General features: G+C 42.6%; 13 protein-coding genes. 6 read left to right on the forward strand and 7 right to left on the reverse strand.

The features are described from left to right. Nucleotides 1-9 precede the first annotated feature (9 nt). Entirely contained in the window at nucleotides 10-1,707 is a 1,698-nt protein-coding gene (locus GJU82_RS02925) for a sodium:solute symporter (protein WP_153630781.1), read from the forward strand. Nucleotides 1,708-1,831: 124 nt separating this feature from the next. On the opposite strand, the gene GJU82_RS02930 is transcribed toward GJU82_RS02925, so the two are convergent. The 4 genes from GJU82_RS02930 to GJU82_RS02945 form a co-directional block, all read right to left on the reverse strand. Continuing rightward, the gene (locus GJU82_RS02930) at nucleotides 1,832-2,428 is read right to left on the reverse strand and encodes a bifunctional 2-polyprenyl-6-hydroxyphenol methylase/3-demethylubiquinol 3-O-methyltransferase UbiG (protein ID WP_153630782.1); all 597 of its coding nucleotides are present in this window, start codon (nucleotides 2,426-2,428) and stop codon (nucleotides 1,832-1,834) included. 167 nt (nucleotides 2,429-2,595) lie between these two features. Beyond that, nucleotides 2,596-3,015 (reverse strand): VOC family protein, encoded by a 420-nt coding sequence (locus GJU82_RS02935; protein WP_153630783.1) that lies wholly within the window; start codon nucleotides 3,013-3,015, stop codon nucleotides 2,596-2,598. Between the two features lie 111 nt (nucleotides 3,016-3,126). Further along, entirely contained in the window at nucleotides 3,127-3,495 is a 369-nt protein-coding gene (locus GJU82_RS02940) for a cupin domain-containing protein (protein WP_194830950.1), read from the reverse strand. Nucleotides 3,496-3,730: 235 nt separating this feature from the next. After that, nucleotides 3,731-5,851, reverse strand: a complete 2,121-nt coding sequence (locus tag GJU82_RS02945; RefSeq protein ID WP_194830951.1) for a M3 family metallopeptidase — start codon at nucleotides 5,849-5,851, stop codon at nucleotides 3,731-3,733. Between the two features lie 273 nt (nucleotides 5,852-6,124). On the opposite strand from GJU82_RS02945, the gene GJU82_RS02950 reads away from it, so the two are divergent. The 3 genes from GJU82_RS02950 to GJU82_RS02960 all read left to right on the forward strand — a co-directional run bounded on the left by GJU82_RS02950 (nucleotide 6,125) and on the right by GJU82_RS02960 (nucleotide 8,715). Continuing rightward, nucleotides 6,125-6,595: a HAMP domain-containing sensor histidine kinase gene (locus GJU82_RS02950; RefSeq protein WP_153630785.1), complete on the forward strand. Its 471-nt coding sequence runs from the start codon at nucleotides 6,125-6,127 to the stop codon at nucleotides 6,593-6,595. A gap of 126 nt (nucleotides 6,596-6,721) precedes the next feature. Then, a complete protein-coding gene (locus GJU82_RS02955) occupies nucleotides 6,722-8,536 on the forward strand; it encodes a right-handed parallel beta-helix repeat-containing protein (protein ID WP_153630786.1) in 1,815 nt (604 codons plus the stop codon). Nucleotides 8,537-8,565: 29 nt separating this feature from the next. Next, nucleotides 8,566-8,715, forward strand: coding sequence for a hypothetical protein (locus tag GJU82_RS02960; protein WP_153630787.1), 150 nt, complete (start codon nucleotides 8,566-8,568; stop codon nucleotides 8,713-8,715). A gap of 211 nt (nucleotides 8,716-8,926) precedes the next feature. Here GJU82_RS02960 and GJU82_RS17350 read toward each other — a convergent pair whose 3' ends face one another. From GJU82_RS17350 to GJU82_RS02970, 3 genes are all read right to left on the reverse strand, one after another. Further along, nucleotides 8,927-9,163, reverse strand: coding sequence for a hypothetical protein (locus GJU82_RS17350; protein WP_228488540.1), 237 nt, complete (start codon nucleotides 9,161-9,163; stop codon nucleotides 8,927-8,929). After that, a complete protein-coding gene (locus tag GJU82_RS17355) occupies nucleotides 9,163-9,549 on the reverse strand; it encodes a Gfo/Idh/MocA family protein (protein ID WP_228488541.1) in 387 nt (128 codons plus the stop codon). Before GJU82_RS17355 ends, GJU82_RS17350 begins: the two co-directional genes overlap by 1 nt. Before the next feature lie 657 nt (nucleotides 9,550-10,206). Continuing rightward, complete coding sequence (locus tag GJU82_RS02970) at nucleotides 10,207-10,764, reverse strand: DUF4494 domain-containing protein (RefSeq protein ID WP_153630788.1); 558 nt, start codon at nucleotides 10,762-10,764, stop codon at nucleotides 10,207-10,209. Nucleotides 10,765-11,049: 285 nt separating this feature from the next. Between GJU82_RS02970 and GJU82_RS02975 the strand changes: the two genes are divergently transcribed. Together GJU82_RS02975 and GJU82_RS02980 are read left to right on the forward strand one after the other, a co-directional pair. Further along, nucleotides 11,050-12,027, forward strand: coding sequence for a DUF4412 domain-containing protein (locus tag GJU82_RS02975; protein ID WP_153630789.1), 978 nt, complete (start codon nucleotides 11,050-11,052; stop codon nucleotides 12,025-12,027). A gap of 169 nt (nucleotides 12,028-12,196) precedes the next feature. Next, nucleotides 12,197-14,833 carry a bifunctional YncE family protein/alkaline phosphatase family protein gene (locus tag GJU82_RS02980; RefSeq protein WP_228488542.1) on the forward strand — a complete coding sequence of 879 codons (2,637 nt, stop codon included), beginning with the start codon at nucleotides 12,197-12,199 and terminating at the stop codon, nucleotides 14,831-14,833. The last annotated feature ends 116 nt before the right edge of the window (nucleotides 14,834-14,949 follow it).

Below are 14,949 nucleotides of genomic sequence, written 5' to 3' on the forward strand. Positions count from 1 at the left end.
AACTAAGTAATGAAAGACTTAAGTCTGAGCCCGCTTGATATTGGTATCATCATCGTTTACATTGTTGGTATCATCATTTATGGTCTCAAAAAAGCCAAGAGAAAGGACTCGGAAGAATATTTCCTGGCGGGAAGAAACATGACCTGGCCAATTGTCGGCATTTCGCTTTTCGCCGCGAATATTGGCAGTAGTACATTAATCGGCCTGGCTTCGGATGCATTTAAAACCAATGTGGCAGTTTATAATTACGAATGGATGGCTGCTGTTGTTCTGGTTTTCTTTGCCGTTTTCTTTCTGCCATTTTACCTGAAATCGAGAGTTTATACCATGCCGGAGTTTCTCGAACGCCGGTACGATAGCCGATCGCGGTATTATTTTTCGTTTATTACCGTCGTCGGGAATGTCGTTATTGATACGGCATCCGGACTTTATGCCGGTAACCTGATTCTGAAACTCATTTTCCCGGAAGTCAATTCCACTGTTATCATCATTATTCTGGCGCTGGCAGCTGCTGCTTATACTATTCCTGGAGGTTTATCATCGGTGGTTCACACCGAGGTTATCCAGGCCATGATTTTGGTCGTTGGTTCCACCCTTCTTACTTATTATGCCTTCTCGGCAGTAGGGGGTTGGTCGGGTTTAGTGGATGGCCTGCAGGCGCAGATTGATGCCGGAAAACTGCATACGACTACCAAAGAAATTTTCAGCCTGGTGAAATCAAGCAAGGATCCGTTAATGCCGTGGACGGGTTTGGTGTTTGGTGTTCCGTTGTTGGGATTCTATTTCTGGGCCAACAACCAATTCATGGTTCAGCGGGTATTGAGTGCCAAAGATTTGAATCATGGTCGTTGGGGGGCATTATTTGCCGGTTTACTGAAACTTCCGGTAATCTTTATCATGGTACTTCCCGGTGTGATAGCCATTGTGCTGTATTCCAAAATGGACATCAGTAGTTTACACTATTATACCGTGAATGATGCGACCGGAGCCAGAATGTTGTGTACCAACTTGTCACAATGTCCCAATTTAACCTATCCGGTGTTGATTTACAGTTTGTTGCCGAAAGGGGTCCTGGGACTGGTGATTGCCGGTTTGCTGGCTGCCATGTCTTCGAGTGTGAGTGCGACCTTGAATTCCGCATCGACACTGATTACTATGGACTTTGTGCATAAAATAAAGCCGGGACTGACGAGTAAACAATTGGTTCGCGTTGGACAAATTGCTACGGTTATTCTGGTGATCATTGCCGCTTTGTGGGCTCCCCAAATTGACCGGTTTGGGTCGTTGTTTCAATATCTTCAAATGGTGTTAGGTCTGATTGCTCCGCCTGTAGTTGCCGTATTCCTATTGGGACTCTTCTGGAAAAGAGGTAATGCAAACGGTGCCTTTGTCAGCCTGATAACAGGTTTGGCAATTGCCATATTTGTCTTCCTGTCCGAAATATATGGCTGGTCGGATACCATCAACAACATTCAGTTCCTGAATAAAGCACCTTTACTCTTACTTATCTGTATGGGCGTGCATGTGGGAGTAAGTCTGGCTACCGCGAAACCGCCAACTGATAAGGTGGAAAATATGACCTGGTCAAGAAAGATATTCCGGGAGGAAACAATTGAATTGAACGGATTACCCTGGTATAAGAATTACCGTTACCTGTCAATTATATTACTGTTGCTTACTGCAGCCATAGTCTTCTGGTTCCGGTAGATATTTTTTGAACCTGAACAATAAGAAAATAAGAAACCCTCTGTAAGTCTATGTTATCTTACAGAGGGTTATGTATAATATAAAATTGGGGCCGCAACATAATTTCTGAAAATTGAATTTCAGATTATTTTACACCAATTAAGCGTATAATACTGGCTTTACCATTGTGAAAGGGGCCTTCCTGTAACTCAATTTCCTCTTTCCAAATCTTCCGTTCGCTCAATTCCTGGAAATCAAATTTCAATTCTTCTTCCGAAAAAAGCATAGCCACGTCTTTCGGGCCACCGGTTTGATTATGAATTTGTTCTTTTGAGAATCCTTCCAGAATAAATGTGCCTCCCTCTTTAAGCGAACTCAGCATTCTTCTATGCCGTTGTGTCCTGTCCGATGCCGAAGCGTGAGCATATATCATCGCAACACAATCGAAATGTTCTTCGGGAAGAAGAACCTGGCTGAATCCGGCAACTTGATATTGAATGTGAACACTATTTTGCCCGGCAAGACGCAATGCCTTTTTTTGTCCTTCCGTACTGGAATCGAATGCAGTGACTTTCCAGCCTTGTGATGCCGCATAAACCGAATTTCTACCTTCGCCTTCTGCAGGCAATAAAATTCTACCGGGAGATAACTTTGCCAATTCATCCCGAAAAAATTCGTTTGGGTTTGTCCCGTAAACATATTCATCGGCGGCATACCGCTTGTCCCACCTGGTGCTACTCATCTTTCGGTTTTTAGTCAAGATACAGTAATATTAACCTGAAATTCGTCAAAAGGTTGACTCGTTTTGGTTAAAAAAAGTGAAGGATAAGTGTATGGGAGATAAAAACAGGCGCGGAATTTTTCCTGCCTGCTTTTAATCCAAATAAACCGAATGGATATCCAGAAATATTAGAGAATATTCCCGCTTTCGTCGAGTTCTGCTTTGGGATTGTATACAATTTCAATCATAAAACCATTTGGATCACTAATATATCCGTGATAGCCATCCCAGAAAACAGTTTCAGGTTCCCGAATAACTTTCACATTTTTCTTTTCCAGCTTCTTGATCAATTTGTCCACTTCATCCTTGGTGCGTGTATTGTATGAGATCGTGAAATTACTGAAACATCGGGAACCGGGAACGGTTTCGGCATCGCTGGCCAGCGCTTCAACGGGGTACAATGCCAGAATGAGGCCATTTAGTTTATAAAAGATGATGTTACTGGTACTTTCTTCTGTTTTCTTCCATCCCAGCAGATTACTGTAAAAATTTTCTGATTCCTTCAGATTTCTAACGCCAAGCGTTAAATACGAGATTCGTTGTTCCATGGTTCGTGTTATGATTTAGCGTAATTATTGGTTTTATATATTCATGTAGTTACGAGGTTGATTGGTGAGCGTTTTTCATTCATATGTCAGGGAATTTTATGGTAACCTTCGTTAAATATTCTCGGGATCCTTTACGGTCAATTGGTTTCGTACCTCTCCGGTATTGATGGTGGTGTTCGGTTCGAACAGTAGGATACAGGCCCCCTCCGTAGTAACCGGACGATGTTCTGTCCCCCTGGGGACGATAACTAATTCACCCTCGTTTACCTCAATGCTTTTGTCCCGAAGCTCCATGGTAAATGAACCATCAATGACCATGAATAACTCGTCTTCGTTTTCATGGCTATGCCACACAAAGCCGCCCTGAAATTTTACCACTTTTACCAACTGTTGATTGAGTTGTCCAATTACTTTCGGACTCCAGTGATCGTTTAACTTGGAGAATTTCTCTTTTAAATTGATTTTTTCAATCTCAGGCATTGCCGAATGTTTTGATTTTAACTTATCCTCATCAATAACATTTCCGATAATTGCATCGGAGGAGTATTACTATCATAAATTTCAACGATTAATATAATGAAAGCGGGCGAGAATTAAAAAATGAAACCCACATGACATAATAATTATTCGATTGGTTGTAGAATGCGGTGCAAAAGAAATAGAAAACCCGGTTCGGCAGAACCGGGTTTCAATTCAATTCAGTTATGTTTATATATTAATCGAGTAATCCTCTGTTTTTCAGCAATGGTTCAATTCCTGGTTCTTTCCCACGGAAGTTGACATAAAGGTTCATCGCTTCATCGGTTCCGCCACGTTCCAGAATTTGTGTCCGGAAGGCCGTAGCCACGGTTTGATCGAAAATGTTACCCGCTTCACGGTAGGCTTCAAAAGCATCGGCATCGAGCACTTCGGCCCAGATATAGCTGTAGTATCCACTGGAATAACCTCCCGAGAAGATGTGCGCAAAGTAAGTCGATTTGTAGCGGGGAATGATTTCATCAATCAGCCCGATTTTATTCATCGATTCAGTTTGAAAACTGTTGACATCGATATCCTGAGCTTTTGTAATGGTGTGGTAATCCATGTCGAGGAATGAAGCTGCCAGGTACTCAACCGTAGCAAATCCCTGGTTGAATTTACCGGCTTTCACCAGTTTGTCGACCAAATCCCGCGGAATTAGTTCTCCTGTTTTGTAATGACGCGCATACATTTTTAGCACTTCAGGTTGTGGTGCCCAATGCTCCATAATTTGTGACGGAAGCTCTACAAAATCGCGGGCGACAGCAGTTCCCGAAAGCGAATTGTAATGCGAATGTGATAACAGTCCGTGTAAAGCGTGACCAAATTCATGAAACAGGGTTTCTACTTCATCGTAGGTCAGCAATGCGGGTTGGCCGCCGGTCGGCTTAGAGAAATTGGTAACTATAGAAATCACCGGGCGGATGTCTTTCCCGTCCTGGTTATAGTGTTGTTTCCGGTAGCTGGTCATCCAGGCACCTCCGCGTTTGGAGGCACGTGGATAGAAATCCATATAAAGTACCCCAATTTCAGAACCATCCCGGTCCTTCACTTCAAATACCTTGCAATCGGGATGATACAGCGGCATGTTATCAAGCTGGGTAAACGTCAGTCCATAGAGTTTATTGGCTACCGCGAATGCACCTTCCCGGACATTGTTCAATTCGAAATAGGGACGCAGTTGTTCTTCATCCAGATTGTATTTAGCCTTACGGACTTTTTCGGAATAATACCACCAATCCCAGCTTTGCAGCTTGAAGTTGCCACCTTCGACATCAATCATCGCTTGCATATCGGCACGTTCTTCTTCGGCGCGTTTCAGGGCAGGGGTCCAAACCTTTTCGAGCAAGGCATAAACATTCTCCGGCTTTTTTGCCATACGGTTGTCCAGCAAAAAGGCCGACCAGTTATCGTAACCCATCAGGTTCGCTTTCTGCAAACGCAGATTAACCATTTTATTGATGATGGCTTTATTGTCGTACCCGTTGTCGTTATTTCCACGGTTGTACATGGCTTTGTACAACTTTTCACGCAGGTCACGACGTTCGGAGTACGTAAGGAAAGGAATCCAGCTGGGCTTTTGCAACGTAAAAACCCACTTTCCATCCATCCCAGCTGCACTGGCTTCTTCCGCTGCAGCGGAAATGGTAGGTTCCGGTAATCCGGTCAGGTCATCCTGGTTATCGATGACCAGCTTGAAATTGTTGGTTTCCGCCAGCAGGTTTTCACCGAACTGAAGGGAAAGAAGCGATAGCTCCTCATTAATTTTCTTCAGTTGCTCCTTCTGTTCTGGTTCCAGGTTGGCACCGCCCCTGACAAAACCTTTATACGTTTCTTCGAGAAGCCTTTTTTGCCCGGTCGACAAGTCGAGCTCATCTTTCTGGTCAAATACGCTTTTGATGCGGGCAAAGAGCTTTGCGTTCAGATTAATGGCATCGCTGTGTTGCGACAATAGCGGAGCTACTTCTTTGGCAATAGCCTGAATAGAATCGTTGGTGTTGGCTCCCTGCATATTGAAGAACACATTACTTACCTTGTTTAGTAACTGTCCGCTGTATTCAAGAGCTTCGATGGTATTGGCAAAGGAGGGAGCTTCTGAATTATTGATAATCAGGTCAATTTCGGCATTCTGCTCCTCCATGCCCTTTTTGAAAGCAGGCAGGTAATCGGCATCGGTCACCTGCTCAAAGGGTGGGACCTGAAAAGGTGTATCGAATGGCTCAAAAAATGGATTCACTCGCTGTTTGGGTTGTTTGTTTGCTGAGCATGACAACAAAAATACTGTTGCCATAAGCAGGATTAGAGTTTTGCTTTTCATGTTAATTAGGTTAATTGTTAATACTGTTAATTGGTTCGCAAATTAGCAAAATGCCCCCAGACCCGCAATGTGTTTTAGATACACAGGAAGGGGAATAGGTACCTTTCTTTCTAACACGGGAAAACGTGTTTTACAGAAGGACAAGGTGAAAACGAAATACAGGTTTGTTAATATCAATTAAAAACATGCGGAAGAAAGAACGTGAAGTTAGTCATTTGAATCATATTCAAAATCGGATCCTTTCCATTTCCGGGTAATTATTCGTTGCGCCGAATGAGAGAAGAGGCGATCAGCTTAATGCAACAAGTTGCCGGTTCGAAAGGGATACAAATTCGGTTGGATATTGATGATGAGGCTGGCGTACATTGTGATTACAACCAAATCAGTTCGGTTCTGCGGAATTTAGTCAGCAACTCCATTAAATTCACCGCCAGTGGAGGGCGTGTGGTGATTAGCAGCCGGGCTATTAAAGACGGGTATGTGATAACGGTTAGCGATAATGGCGTTGGCATCGAGCAAAACAAGCTTGATTTAATGCTCCGCCAACGTATTTCTTATACAACAAAAGGTACAGATAATGAACCGGGAACGGGTTTGGGAATCAGTCTGATTGCCGAATTTGTTGAGAAAAATGATGGAAAATTGATTGGGTCGAGCCGTCCTGGTCACGGAACTTCTTTTTCCTTTTCATTGCTTGTCGCTACTAAGGAAAGTAATGAAGCAAATAGCCGTTCGGAAGTCTGAAAGTTTCGTTTCTTAAAATTTAAGTTATTAACTTATTACTTTTCAGAATAAACCAAACATCAAAGCCTCCGTGTCGTTCAAATTTTCTATATTGAGTTAGGATTCAGCTTGTCCATCAACCCGTTTATGAAAAAAAATATACTCTTTTTCATCCTCTTTATAGCGACCATTCAGGTTTACGGCCAACAAGTCCGCGATGGTATTAACGCAGCGCAGTTCGGATTGCTTGAGCAGAAAGATGCAACACCAGCAATTTTAAAAGCGCTGGATGCCTGTTTTGAATCAGGTGCGCCGCGATTAATTGTCCCAAAAGGGACATATCATTTCTACCCTGATTATGCCCTGGAGGAATATTTAACGCTGACCGGGGCTTCTAACGGGTTAAGAAGAATTGCTTTCCCGTTGATTAATTTTGAAGATTTGATTATTGATGGTTCTGAGTCCACCTTTTTTATGCATGGTATGATGTTGCCATTTGAAGTCCAGGGATGTAAAAATATCAGCATCCGAAATATCAATATCCGGTTTGTTTCATCGGTGTGGGGTGAAGGAACCGTCACGGAAGTAAATAAAGATGGCAGCTTCTTTACTATTGAGACAAACCGGGGCGATAGTCTGGAGTTGGCAAATGGAGCTCTTTCGATTAGAAACGAAGGAGAAAACCTACCGGTTAAGATAGTGGGCTGGCTGCGCCCGGGGACATCCGGTAGTTGTTCATTTTCACCCTCAGGAATAGAGAGTTCCGGTGTTATATCGGCTAAACCATTGAGCCATGGTAATTTTTGGATTGAAGTTCCTGGCGATAAGTTACCGCGTAAAGGATGGAAACTAGTTTGGGAATCAAATAGCGAGAGATTGCAGGGCAAGATTTCACCAGCATTTCATTTATCTGGTTCCGATGGAGTCAAGTTGTCCAATCTTTCCGTAGCGCATGCTCCCGGCAAAGTAATCGTTGCTGAGCAATCGGGGAATGTAATGTTGGATAGATTGAATGTGCTACCTGACAGTGTGGCTGGGCGCAAATTATCGGTGTTGGCCAATGGTGTTCATTTTATCGGATGTCAAAAGAAGATAGTGATTTCCAATTGTAAGTTTTCGGGTATGATGGGAGACGCCGTATCAGTTTCCGGACCGACCCTGAAGATCATTAAACGAATTAGTAACAATGTACTAGGTGTTCGGCAAGTGAATGAAAAACAGTGGGGAAGTCAGTTCGCGCAAGTAGGAGATACCATCCGTTTTATTGATACGAAGAAATCCAGCCTTTGTTGTGAAAGAGTTGTAACACGCATTCGCGATTTGAATGAGCAGTACCAGGAATTGTGGTTTGACAGGGCTCTTCCTGCAACCGTTCGGGAAGGGAATTTCCTGATTAATATCTCGCGGCAGCCGGAAGTTATTTTGAGAGGCAATCGGTTCAGTAATATTATTGGTAACGGAATCAGCTTGCAAACATCAGGAAAAATAATGGTGGAAGGAAACCTTATTCGATCCGGTAAACATGGCATTAATTTGGGGGGTGAATTTGCTTCGGCATTCCAGCCGGTTATGCTGGACCAGGTATTTATCAAAAACAATATATTCCGACGTTGTGGTACTGGTAATGCGAATGAGGCTCTAATTATGATTGGCCCGATCATTTCGGATACACCGGCCGATACAACTTATTTTCATAAAGATATAACCATCGAAGGGAATACATTTTATAACGAAGGGAAGAGCATTTTGGATGCGGTAGCTACCAGCGGGTTGGTTATCCGTCAAAATACCGTATTCGGCCCGGCTTCCGCCAAAATGACTAACCCGTTGATTCGTCTGCACCGTTGTAAAAGGGTTGGGATTGTAGGGAACCGGTACATGAATAAGCTGGAGACCTATTTGCTCATAGAGCAGGTGAACGATCTGTTGTTCTTTAATAACGAAGGTATTAAATCACCTTAAGTTTCTGTTTCGGAATGATTAACTAAACCATGAAAACGAACCGACGAACCTTTTTGTTTGCTGCCGGTCTGGCATCGGGAGCGTTCCTGTTACCATCCATGAAAGCCGGCATACCTTCATTTCATAGAAAAACCCGTGTTAAACTGGCTGTTTCAACCTTCTCATACTGGCATTGTTAATAAAATATCGGGAAAAACAAAAAAGGGTGCAACTTCCGAAGAAGCAGCACCCCCCAAAAAATGGTAGAATTATTTGTAGAAGCATAGGTAAAACGTGTACCTATCCTTCAATATTGTCTTTAATCGCTCTCTTATGTGCTTTTTATTGATAAAATGAGTTGATTCAACACCAAACTACCTGTTAATGTGTTTGGTAGAAGTATTTTTTTGTTCAAATTTTCCATCCCTCACGGTAGGTGTGATTTATCCACTCATTTGCCATTTCGGCAGCAGACAAATCTTCCGTCCAGTCGGTATGGAATTGTGGATGACCATCAATCTTTTTGTATTGATGAGATGTAATGATTTTGAATTTATCGTCAGGCGAAATGTTGGTAAACTTCATATTTTCACCATCCCATTGAAGTGGCCTGTTGAGCCCTTGCAGCCGAATGGCCAGATTCCCCATCAATACCATTTCGTCCAGGCATGAGCCTCTTTAATATCTCCCAGTATTCCGCTTTGTATAATCTCAGCAACCTCGTATACGGTATCGTCGGAGTGGCCTTCGTTTCCCATTTGGGTTACAATACCTGTTTGTCTTGCTGTTTCAGTTAACAAACGAGCTTCGCTAACCGAATGTGTCAACGGTTTTTGGACGTATACATGCTTCCCGGCTTTCATGGCTGCAACTGCTGCAATCGCGTGCGTGTGATCGGGCGTGGCAACAACCACCGCATCTATATCCTTTTGCTTTTCCAGCATTTTCCGGAAATCCTTGTATCGTTTGGCTTGGGGATACCGCTGAAAAACCGGTGTCGCATAATCCCAATCCCACATCAGATAGCGCCACAATATTTTGCCCGACTATGTTTTGTAAATTCACTTTCCCTTTTTCCGCCAATGCCAATACCTGCAATATTTAGTTTGTCACTTGGGGCTATATGCCCTAAGCCGGGAACAGCATAGCTTGGGATATTGTAAACGCAGCCGCAGAGCCGGCTGTTGTCCTGATAAATCTTCTTCTGGTAAGTTGACTGGACTTTTTCATACGTTTAAAATTTATAATTATGGTCCATAATTTAATTCTAAATTTGAGAACGTATGGAACCGCTTCACTCTCACATGAACTTTTTTTAATCATTGCCTTTGGCGAACTTTTGATTAAAAAAGTTCATGTTCGTTTCATTTTGTAATGTTGTTAGTTTAGCTCACTAAATATAAAGATTTCAGATTTAACGGTGTAGGATTACTCTGGCAGATAATTTATTAACAAAACAACTTTATGACAAAGAGAATCGTTTGCAATGGTTAATGCTATGTTTAAGAAGGTTATAAAGCTTAAAAGTGAAATGACGTTTGCAAACTTTAAGTATCTCGGGATACCGCATTAGATTAGCCGTTTTCTTAAGTATACTTTTGAACGCCCGCGACCTTTTATCAGCTATCCGTTTATTAAAAAAAAAGACTGTCCGGAACGAACAGTCTCATATATGTCTTGCTTTTGAATCTTTATTCTTCTTCCGATTCTGAATCTTCATCAAGCGGCTCCAAATCATCGGAATCATCTTCATTGGTCGTGTTGTCAGCCAGCAATTCATCATCATTCAACGGACGAAGATGATCCGGAATGTCATTATCCTGGCCAAAATAGGGAAATACGTCCATAATCAGGCTTTCGTTCACGGCATTGATTTCAAAATCGGCCATCATTCCCTGCATGTTTTCCACTACCTTTTCATAGGCATCTCTCACGGTTTTTGCTAAAACCAAAACGTATTGTGCCGTTCTTTTCTCTTTACCTTTTTCCTCATCAATGGTAATGAACGATACCTTTGCTTTAAACCAACGATCACCATCTTCCGAGGGAATAATTTCGGCAACATTGGTTTTGGCAATTTTGGTAACGGTGAATTCACCACTCACCATCGTCTCCAGCTCTTTATAAATGCGGCTTTCTGCTTCGCTAAACGACACGGCATCTAAAAGGTAAGCTTCATTTACCTTTTTCTCCCGTCCGTTTTCATCAATCTTTACATACTTTGCTTTACACTCGAACCACGTATTCATATAATCATATTTTACACCAGCAAATGTAACTTTTTCAATTCATCAGACGGTATGCTTTAATAAATAAAAATGTGATTCACAACTAAAGACCAGTAAGCATGTTAATTAAGCAGATTTCAGTATGGTAATACGTATAGTGGTGTAATAAAATTAGTCGAAACCTCTAAAGATAATCTATACTATAGATATTGGTCTTGATCTTGATAATTGGTTTTCAGACAAACAAGTGCTAAATTGAATAGCATTTAACCAGAAAAATAAACCAATTTAAATCGAGTTTTAGTGATGAAAAAAACAGGAATTTTACTTTTGATTTTTGCCGGTGCGTTATGTTTTACGCAACCGGTACAAGCCCAGGGCTTTTTAAAAAAGATGGCTGATAAAGCTTTGAAAAAGACTGAGGAAAAAGCGGGGCAGCGCGCTGAAGATAAAATGGATCAGCAAATTGATAAAGGATTGGATAAAGTGGAAGATTCGCTTGCAAAAGACAGTGTAAGTAATAGTGAAGGCGAAGTATCTCCTGAGGCCAGGCAGCAGCAGCGGATGATGAAAGGCATGGGAATGTCTGGAGAACCTGTCCCTATCGAAAAGGAATATGATTTTAACTATTCCACAAAGATGGTTGTAAAGTCCTATAAAAAAGATGGTACGCTTGTAAGTGACGGAATATTGGTCACATTCATGAATCCGGGAAGACATAATTTCGCTTATGAGTTTGAAGGAGGAAGTACGAACGAGGGCTCGAAAGGGAATGGGATTTACATATTCGATTTTAAGAATAAAGCTACCATTATTCTTCACGATCAGGACGGAAAGCGCACGGGACTTGTATATGGACTGGATTTGACGATGAATGCTGATTCATTATTTGCTGCAGGTGAGGAGATGCCTGACAATGCCACCGATATGTCGACGCTAAATCCGAATTTGAAGAAAACCGGCCGTACAAAAAACATTGCCGGCTACAAATGTGAGGAGTATGTTTATGATGATGAAAAAGAGAGAGCTGATATTTGGATTACCCGGGATGTAAAATTGCAAACAAGAGATTTAATGTCCGCTGTTTTTAAGTCAGCTATGTACTCTAACGGTATGCCCTGGGGATTTTTTATGGAAAGTGAATCGCTTGACAAAGAAACCGGTGAACGTTCGGTTTTAACCGTAACGGAAGTGAACAAGAACCGTGATATGAAATTTGATTTATCGCAATACCAGGTTACCAATATGGGCTCAATTAAAATGTTGCAGTCCGATCAGAAATAGTATCGTAATAAATTTAACTTTTTTTATAATAAAATCCCTGCCTGGATCTTTCCGGTAGGGATTTTTTCTTTTTGCTTTGCCGTATATCCAATGATAATAGTAAATAAAATCAAGAACTTCTGAACAAAGTGGTAACATTTCAGTTTCCTAATTAATCAAAATTCCTGTCATGAAACTAATACAATTAACGCTAGTCCTTTTGTGCCTGCTAGTTGTTCCGGCGAGAAGCCAGAATGTGGCGCAAGGGAAAAGAATGGATGAATCGGGTAACGATGTACTTCCCTGGAACAGAATACTCAAACCCGCCGGTAAACAGATTTATTTTGGTGATAAAAGCCTGGAAAATCATGCGCTGGATGCAGCCTTATCGCCTGATGGTAAATGGCTGGCGGTTGAAGAACGGTACAGCGTGGTTTTTGTCGATACGAAGGCCGATTCCATTGTTTTTACCCTGCCGATAAAATCGAGGTCGGAACTGGCCGGGGCCATGAGTACCTATTCAGGAATTATTTGGCACAAAACAAATTCCGGGCTGGAAGTATTGTGGAGCGCCGCAACGAGCGGTGGAAAATCATTTGTTATTCGTGCAAGCTGGGACAATGGAAAAGCAGGAATTACAGATTATTTCTCATATGACCCGTTGCCACCGTCAAAAACATCTCTGCCTAATGAATTGCTTATTCGGAAAGAAAACAACAGAGATTACCTGTATGTCGTGCTCAATGGTAACAACGAGCTGGTAAAACAGGATTTAGTCACGGGCAACGTGGTATGGAGAAGAGATACCGGAGTAGCTCCCTATGGGATTGCGGAAGCAAAAGGAAAACTCTTCGTTACCAACTGGGGAGGGCGATTACCGCTTGATGACGATGATGTTGTGGCAGGTGTTCCGTGGGGTGAAGCAAAGGTTTCACTAACTACCGGGGCTACGCGTGAAGGAAGCATTTCGGTATTTGACCCGAATAATGGTCAGTTACTCAGTGAAATTATTACCGGGCTTCATCCCAACGAGATCGTCTCATCTCCGCGAGGAAAATATGTATATGTAACCAACTCCAACAGCGATAATGTGTCGGTTATTGATCCGGTTTCGGATAAAATTACCGAAACCATTATCGTCCGATTGCAGCCCGGCTTGAATAAGTACTGGGGCGGTTCACCCGACGGATTAACCGTGTCGGAGAACGGGAAATTCCTGTATGTTGCCAATGGTATTGATAATGCTGTGGCGGTTGTACGTCTCGGGAAACATGCCTCAGCACGTGGCCTGAAACAAAAAAGTGAAGTCATTGGATTCATCCCTACCGGTGCATATCCATCCTCGGTTACCATTGCTGGTAATAAGAAAATGTATGTTACCAATATCGAGGCGACTGGTGCACACGTAGGATTACATCAGGGGCCGGAAAAAACACTGGCATACAACTCTCACCATATGTTGGCATCGGTTTCGGTAATTCCCATGCCGGATAAAAAGGAACTGGAAAAACATACTAATACAGTAATTGCCGTCAACGATTTAGCCAGGGTTAAGCTGGCTGAGTTACCTGCACGTGTAGGTGTTGAACCAAAGCCTGTTCCCGACAGGATAGGCGAACCATCGGTATTTAAACATGTGCTGTATATCATTAAAGAAAACCGGACGTATGACCAGGTATTAGGTGACGTTCCGAAAGGCAATGGTGACTCCACATTGTGCATTTACGGACGAAAGATAACTCCGAACATGCACCGGCTGGTTAACAATTTTGTCTTGATGGACAATTACATGGCTTCAGGCAAATGTTCAGCCGAAGGACATCAATGGACTGATGCTTCGATTGTAACTGATTATGTAGAAAAGAATGTGCGTGCCTGGTTCCGAAGTTATCCGCACGTACAGTACGACGCATTGGTTTATGCTCCTACCGGATTTATCTGGGACAATGCAATGAAACATGGCGTTTCGGTGAAAATTTATGGAGAAGCAGCGGTTCCTGAATTTGATAAATCACTGGGATGGAAAGACATTTATCAAATGTTTGTCAATGGTGAACCATTCCATTTTACCAATAAAACAACGGTAGGACCGGTAAAACCAATCTTGAGTCAAACCTACCCGGGGTATGACCACCATGCCATACCTGATGTCATGCGCGCAGCTGCATTCGTTAAGGATTTGAAGAAATATGAAAATATGGAAGGAGACTCACTTCCTCAGCTAATGGTCATGGCACTTCCCGCCGATCATACTGCAGGAACCCGTCCCGGTTACCCAACGCCAAGAGCAATGGTTGCCGATAATGATGTTGCGCTCGGTCAGATTGTGGACGTCCTTAGCCATAGTCGTTTTTGGGCCAATACAGTTATTTTTGTTACTGAAGATGACAGCCAGACAGGATGGGATCATGTTTCAGCCTATCGTACGGTGGGAACTGTAATTAGTCCGTATTCCCGTAAGGATAAAGCGGTACATGCTGCCTACAATCAACCGGCCATGGTACGAACCATTGAACAGATTCTGGCGCTCCCTCCAATGAATATTCAGGATGCTATTGCGCCAACGATGGATGCTTGTTTTGTGCAAACACCCGATTATACGCCGTATAACGGTGTTAAGAACGAGATTCCGCTAGACGAAATGAATGGGGCGCTTTCATCCTTAACAGGAAAAGCGCTGCATTATGCCAACATTAGCCTTGAGCCGCAATACGACCATATCGATGGGGGAGACGATGACATGCTGAACAGGATACTTTGGTTCAGTGCAAAGGGAAAAATTCCTTACCCTGCGAAACTGGCAGGAAAAGATGATGATGATGATTAACGTTCAAAATGATAGATGAGTAAAGGAGGCCCGATGGCCTCTTTTTTTTTCACTGTAAGGTGTGTTAACGTAAATTTCATATAAAAATATCCAAAGGAGTATGCTCGATTTTCAAA

This window comes from Prolixibacter sp. SD074 (assembly GCF_009617895.1).
GTDB lineage: Bacteria > Bacteroidota > Bacteroidia > Bacteroidales > Prolixibacteraceae > Prolixibacter.

Excerpts from the sequence above, each read along its gene's own strand:
- GJU82_RS02935 (WP_153630783.1), bottom strand. The coding sequence starts at position 3,015 with ATGGAACAACGAATCTCGTATTTAACGCTTGGCGTTAGAAATCTGAAG.
- GJU82_RS02960 (WP_153630787.1), top strand. The coding sequence starts at position 8,566 with ATGAAAACGAACCGACGAACCTTTTTGTTTGCTGCCGGTCTGGCATCG.
- GJU82_RS02975 (WP_153630789.1), top strand. The coding sequence starts at position 11,050 with ATGAAAAAAACAGGAATTTTACTTTTGATTTTTGCCGGTGCGTTATGT.
- GJU82_RS17350 (WP_228488540.1), bottom strand. The coding sequence starts at position 9,163 with ATGGGGAATCTGGCCATTCGGCTGCAAGGGCTCAACAGGCCACTTCAA.
- GJU82_RS02925 (WP_153630781.1), top strand. The coding sequence starts at position 10 with ATGAAAGACTTAAGTCTGAGCCCGCTTGATATTGGTATCATCATCGTT.
- GJU82_RS02980 (WP_228488542.1), top strand. The coding sequence starts at position 12,197 with ATGAAACTAATACAATTAACGCTAGTCCTTTTGTGCCTGCTAGTTGTT.
- GJU82_RS02945 (WP_194830951.1), bottom strand. The coding sequence starts at position 5,851 with ATGAAAAGCAAAACTCTAATCCTGCTTATGGCAACAGTATTTTTGTTG.
- GJU82_RS02930 (WP_153630782.1), bottom strand. The coding sequence starts at position 2,428 with ATGAGTAGCACCAGGTGGGACAAGCGGTATGCCGCCGATGAATATGTT.
- GJU82_RS02970 (WP_153630788.1), bottom strand. The coding sequence starts at position 10,764 with ATGAATACGTGGTTCGAGTGTAAAGCAAAGTATGTAAAGATTGATGAA.
- GJU82_RS02940 (WP_194830950.1), bottom strand. The coding sequence starts at position 3,495 with ATGCCTGAGATTGAAAAAATCAATTTAAAAGAGAAATTCTCCAAGTTA.
- GJU82_RS02955 (WP_153630786.1), top strand. The coding sequence starts at position 6,722 with ATGAAAAAAAATATACTCTTTTTCATCCTCTTTATAGCGACCATTCAG.
- GJU82_RS02950 (WP_153630785.1), top strand. The coding sequence starts at position 6,125 with ATGAGAGAAGAGGCGATCAGCTTAATGCAACAAGTTGCCGGTTCGAAA.